Genomic DNA, 5,891 nt, shown 5'->3' with positions numbered 1-5,891 from the left:
TAACTCTCGCTTTCTGATACAAAGTCAGAAGAACTTTCAGAGAGTGATTCAGATTCTAAAATGCCGGTTTCTTCACTATCGGATACAAGATCTGATGTGATGAGTGAAACGGAGTCGCTGTCTTGTTGGGATTCTGATTCACTGTAACTCTCGCTTTCTGATACAAAGTCAGAAGAACTTTCAGAGAGTGATTCAGATTCTAAAATGCCGGTTTCTTCACTCTCAGACAAAAAATCTCTGACTGACAAGGACTGCGAAACACTAATTGATTCTAACTCTGCTACACTAGCACTTTGACTAGACAATAAGCTTTCCGAATCAGAGACATATAAACTATGACTCATAGATTCTTCAACAGAAGAAACAGAGAGAGATTCTGATACCGAAAAAGAATCACTAATCGAGTACGAATTAGACATTGAATTGCGCAAAGAGTAGCCCTTTTCAGAAATGCTTTGACTATAAGATTCACTATAAGAAACTGCGATGAATTCACTTAGTGAAGCAAGTGCACTAGTCGATAAACTCAAGCTAACATTTTTTATCAATTCAGCCATGTTTAAACTATTTTTTTCTTGAAAAGCTTCTAGAACTTCCATAACTGAAACAGACTCTAATGGTAATTCAAAACTCTCACTGGCTTTCCTCACCATTTCTTTTTGTTCCTTCACCTTTTTGCTAACAGGTTTCAATTCAGTTACGTCAGAATAGTGAACATCATAATCATTCTCTTCCTCATTGACCAATCGCTTGATTTTCGATAACAGGAGTTGAAATCCTGATAACTCTTCTTTTTTACTCATTATATTATTTTTTCTCCTAAAAAACTATTTATCACTACTATTATAAGGTTTGAAGTTCAATCTGTCAAAGCATCACCCAGAAAAGAACACTAATTTTCTTTTGTTGTCCATATCAATATAGAATTAACTCTCATTTTATACAATGAATAGCATTCTGCTTCTATTTTTTCACTCACAAAATTCATCAAATCCTTTCAACATCAAAAGGTGAAAATTGTCGTGACAATCTGAACTCTAATTTTTATATTGACTACATTTTGCTAAGATCTGTCATACACAGGTTAGATTCTCCTTCGGTTTTTCAGGACAAGGGGTTCATAGAAAGGCATTCTTAGGTTACATTTTCCCTCATCCACTCTTCAGTTGTCTCTAGATTTATATTTTTCAACAAAGCTGACTGATCTAGTATATAGACAAAATTGGATAATTCCTGAGATTCCATCTTCAAACTTCCATATTCTTTAACTCTTGTTGAATCAAAGCGATATAGCAATAAATCCCTAAAAATCGGATAATTCACTCGTTTTCGATGACGTTCCAGTAAGCGATGATAGTCTAATTCAGCTAGAAAACTATCTGTCACTAAAGCATAGGAAGTTGAAAATTGTTTTGAGTAAAACAGGGCCGCAATATTTGAAATGGGTCCATAGCCAATAAAAGCTACTTTTTCAAAAGAATACTGTCTTGATAGGCTTTCAATTTTATCGAGTAAGATTCCAAAAAACTCTTTTTCCATGTATAAAAGTGAACTTTTGTAGGAAGAGTTCACCATTACCAAATTTGGAAAATGTTCCTGCACTCTTTCTGGAACAAAACCTGTCCGATTGAACTCAGGCTCTGTAAAGCAAACGTAAATGGTATTCTTCTCATTGTCCCTATGAAGCAAATCTGAGATCCAGTAGCGATTAACTGTATAGTCTGCCACACCTTCTTGGGCAATATAAATCCCCTCAAACAAGAAGCGCTGACAGCCTCCACTGACCAATTGAATTTTATAGTGATGAGTGTCAGTTGGTACATAAACACTCGCTGTCTCCTCTGGTTTCACATTATGAGAAAAAATTTCCTCATTAGCCGAATCCATAAAGATAACTTTTAAGTAAGTTGAATTTTCAGGAAGAGTTTCTAGATAGCTTCCAATGACATATTTCTCTCCCCGCTTCAAATCAGGAAGTTGACTTGTATTTCTCAGATCCTGATAATTGGCTTTCGAGTACCATTCGTGAATAACTGTCCCAGACGGCATAAATTGATTCTCATATAAAACTCGACCATCCTCTAAGACCCTGACAGATGAACCATATAAATACTGAGATACACTTTGCATATCCCAATAAGCAAAATAGACTTCCTCCTTATATCTCACGAATTAAACTTCCTTTCAAAACTATTCATTAATAGTGCTATGTATTGATTAAAAAACCATCCAACAACACCCTGCGTATCATCATTATGTCGTCCCTCAAATCCCTTGCTGATCATGCTAACCTTATCATTACGATTTTCGAGCTCTTCCTCCAAGGCAGAATAAGCACGGCCATCATAATCATCCTGACACATATAAGCTATGATAAATTTTGTCCTTGAAAAATCAGCAGCTTTAAAGGATTTCCAAAAATACTCATTTAATTTTGTTGCTGTTTCATCAGATGGCTTGCCCATCGTACGATAAAGGATGTCCAAAGACGTTGGGAATCCGCCAGGACGGAGGGAAGACTCATTTACAGCAATATCACCTAAATTTACCAAGGGTTTACCGACAATAACGGTGTGAGGTTCTAGTTTAGAAGCATAATAGAGAGCGCCAAATGTCCCCATTGATAAACCAGACAAAACTAGCTGATCAGCTGTAAATTCTAATTCATCCAAACAATGATGAATCACTTGAATAAGCTTTTGCTCTAACTCATCTGACCCAAGATAAAAGCTACCACCCTCTAAACGCGGATCTCCAATTAATAAAAAGGGAGCTCCCATACCAGCCATCATATCGAATCCTTCAAAGCCTTCTGCTTGACGATAACCTGAAAAATATACATTGAGAGGTGGTTTCAAATCACCCGGATGGAAGAAATAAATCAGTTCCTCTCTATTTTTATCAATAATGCGATTCCCACCAACTAACAAGTCACCATAGCCTAAATGAGAATCTCGATGATGAAGGGGACCTATTTTCACGATTCCTTGTCCCTTAGCTTGAATACTAATGCTTAGATAGTAGGAATCCTGCGTGTCTAAAATTAGAGGCTTGTCATAGACCGCTTCATCATAAATCCATTCTTGCATTGGAGAAAGCGCGACAGGATACCCTTTGATAATATAGCGGACTGAGCAGTCTCCTAAGATCCTAAATTCTGGCCACAAGTCCAAAGGGGTATCTGCATCCAGATAAATATTATACTGATAGTTCGCTAGGGGTTGATAATCCTCCCCGAATTCTCCAGCCAAACTGAGATAATTGCTTCCTTCATAATTAATCTGGCCACTAAAGCAAGGATGAACTGCTAAATGATTTACTTTGAGCTTGGAACCACTTTGCTGAGAAAAAAAAGCACGAGAAAAACGGTACAAAATCTGCTCAGGATTTTCAAATTGCGACTTGACTGCTCTCTTACGAAACAAGAATGTTTTCAAATCTTTCGTAGTAATCTGGCAACGTTCATGGTAAAACAAACGATAAGGCTGAATAAGGCTATCCAGAACAGTGATGTATTCGAAATGTTCTAGCGTATCCACCAATATAAGGTCATAAACCTTTGCAAGCCTTGCCCTATCTTCTCTGCATCCACTCAACATCTCAATATCAGTAGGCACAAATGACACCATCCCCTCTGGCTTAACAAATGTCCACCTTATATTACTAGGAATACCATATTGCTCCTGCCAGTTCTCATCAGCAATTTGTAGAACACTAATCTCTCTCATTTTCCTTTAATTCCTTTATTGTGTTTTTCCACATTTCGATAATTTCTCCCTTTTTGTACTGTTCGATCTTACTAGATGAATGTTCCTTGCATTTATATGCAAGCTCTATATCCGTCAAATAATACAATATTACATTTTTAAGATTAGAAATATCAGTTATAATCGAACCATTTTCTCCATGCTTGACATAAGAGGAACTATATAAATTAATCTGAGGAATGCCCCTACTTAATCCTGCAATTTGCACAAGCATATCTGCCGGATTTCCCAAATCAAGGATGACGCGAACATCTTTCATCATTTTTGCCATTTCAGCAGAACTGTGGAACGTCCTAAACTCCATTCGCTCTCTGAAGTTCTTCTCATTATCAAAAGTAGCTTTTTGATCTATGGAGTTTATGCCTCCATGAATTGATGTTTTTTCTTCTAAAGCTAGCTTGTTTAATAAATATTCTTTGACAAATTGTCTGATAAATACTACTCTTTCAGACTCCAAACTCTGAGTACCAATCAGTAACTTCATCCATTCCTTCTCTAGCATCATATCAAATATGGTCCTAAAGACAGTTTGAAGATATTCTTCAGGTAAAGTATCAACATTGACATAGACAGTTGCTGGCTTTTCCTGCTGGCTTTCTTCTGCCTGCAGACGAATGTCATAAGGAGCCACCTCATAATAAGGGGGAAGCTGGGCTTTGCCGATCAGTTCATCCATCTTTTGAACCTTACTGAAACTATCAACAATAAAGAATGGTGTACCTTGCAAATCCTCTAGGATTTCTTCTCTGTTCTCAATTGGGTAGCGTTCAGCAAAGAAAGAGAAGGTAAGATTGTAGTGTCTCTTAGCCTTGTGGAAAAGATGGTTATGTTGAGGATTTGCTGAAACAATAAGCATATCATCTCTTGTTAGGGCAGAAGATAAATACTGGTCCAGTTTTTCCTTGATTAGCTCCTCAATATCACTATAAACATTCTTTGCGAATGCTTCTTGGACTTCAGGATTGACAAGCACTTGATGATTATCTCTTGTCAAGAATTCCCTAAACTGCCACTGACCTTGTGGATTCAGATAATCTTGATGGTCTGGATGATTATTTTCAAAATAAATCACACTAGAAACTATGCCTCGATCATCAAAGACCAAACGGTGATCCATCTGATTATTTTTAAAATAGATAATATCGAAAATATTGCCAGTCTGAGAAAAATTAATCTGGGCATAGTGGTTCTGATTTAAATAAACATCTACAAGAAAGGGAGTATAAAAGAATTCCGCTCCCTGTGGCCATTTCAAATCATCCAAACCGAGCTTTCGGGGCAAAACATCTGTCAAACCTTGTAGATTATCAAATAGATTCCACATCCCAGCTGGTTCGATTTTCTCCTGATAACAGAGGGTTCGAATATGAGGCGAATAGTTCAACACTAGAATTCTACTATCCTTACCAGCAGGTTGAAGCATCTGTAATAAATTCATGGTATCATCAAACATCATCTGTTTTGATGAACAATAAAAAGGCAAAGCAGTTGAATACCATTTCCTACCTTGACAATACCAAGATGGTACAAAGTAAAACATTTCCCTCTATCTCCTTAGCATTCAATTTTTCATTGTAGTCAGTTCCAATTTTCAAGATGTGCATATTTCCTATGGAACAAGCGATAATACGGGAGAAGTCTCCTAGAGATACACCTTGATAAAGCATAAGAATAAACCAATTCTCAAAACAAATCCCTTGATTTCCAAGCATTTTCATCTGAGAAATGACATAAAAGTCTCTGAAAGACGATCTATTTTTGTTAGATTAATTTCTTATTTTTTCTGAGTGAATCGTTCTATAAAAATCCACCAATCCCCTTTAGTATAGCATATTTAGCGACTTTCCTCAAACATATCTTAGCTCTTTAAAACTACGCTGATTGCAAAGTTAGCAGAAAATTGTTCGCGGTCCATCTTCTTTTTTGAAGCCAGCAAACAGAATCACAACAAATCTACATAACTTTATTGGCTCTATAATATTTTAATATTTGTAGTGGGTAAATTCCCTATGGATATTATGGAGCCTATTTATTGTATCTTGAATTATCAAATTAAGTGCACATTTTCTTCATAGAAGACTTCATAAGGAGTTTTCCAGTTAAGACATTTGCGTGGCCTATTAT

At 36.5% G+C, this 5,891-nt stretch carries 3 protein-coding genes and 1 pseudogene; all 4 read right to left on the bottom strand.

Translation table 11 applies throughout. The features are described 5' to 3' along the window. Positions 1–803 (bottom strand): annotated as a pseudogene (locus tag M1F56_RS09570) (hypothetical protein); the annotation flags it as partial. A 331-nt stretch (positions 804–1,134) separates the two neighbouring features. Beyond that, complete coding sequence (asp3, locus tag M1F56_RS09565; RefSeq protein ID WP_084919709.1) at positions 1,135–2,169, bottom strand: accessory Sec system protein Asp3; 1,035 nt, start codon at positions 2,167–2,169, stop codon at positions 1,135–1,137. After that, complete coding sequence (gene asp2, locus M1F56_RS09560) at positions 2,166–3,728, bottom strand: accessory Sec system protein Asp2 (RefSeq protein WP_247917545.1); 1,563 nt, start codon at positions 3,726–3,728, stop codon at positions 2,166–2,168. Before asp2 ends, asp3 begins: the two co-directional genes overlap by 4 nt. Next, a complete protein-coding gene (gene asp1 / locus M1F56_RS09555) occupies positions 3,715–5,307 on the bottom strand; it encodes an accessory Sec system protein Asp1 (RefSeq protein WP_247917544.1) in 1,593 nt (530 codons plus the stop codon). Before asp1 ends, asp2 begins: the two co-directional genes overlap by 14 nt. Positions 5,308–5,891 lie beyond the last annotated feature (584 nt).

Source organism: Streptococcus oralis (assembly GCF_023109005.1).
Taxonomy (GTDB): domain Bacteria; phylum Bacillota; class Bacilli; order Lactobacillales; family Streptococcaceae; genus Streptococcus; species Streptococcus oralis_BU.
This window is presented reverse-complemented; position numbering and strand designations above follow the sequence as displayed.

Excerpts from the sequence above, each read along its gene's own strand:
- asp2 (WP_247917545.1), bottom strand. The coding sequence starts at position 3,728 with ATGAGAGAGATTAGTGTTCTACAAATTGCTGATGAGAACTGGCAGGAG.
- asp1 (WP_247917544.1), bottom strand. The coding sequence starts at position 5,307 with ATGTTTTACTTTGTACCATCTTGGTATTGTCAAGGTAGGAAATGGTAT.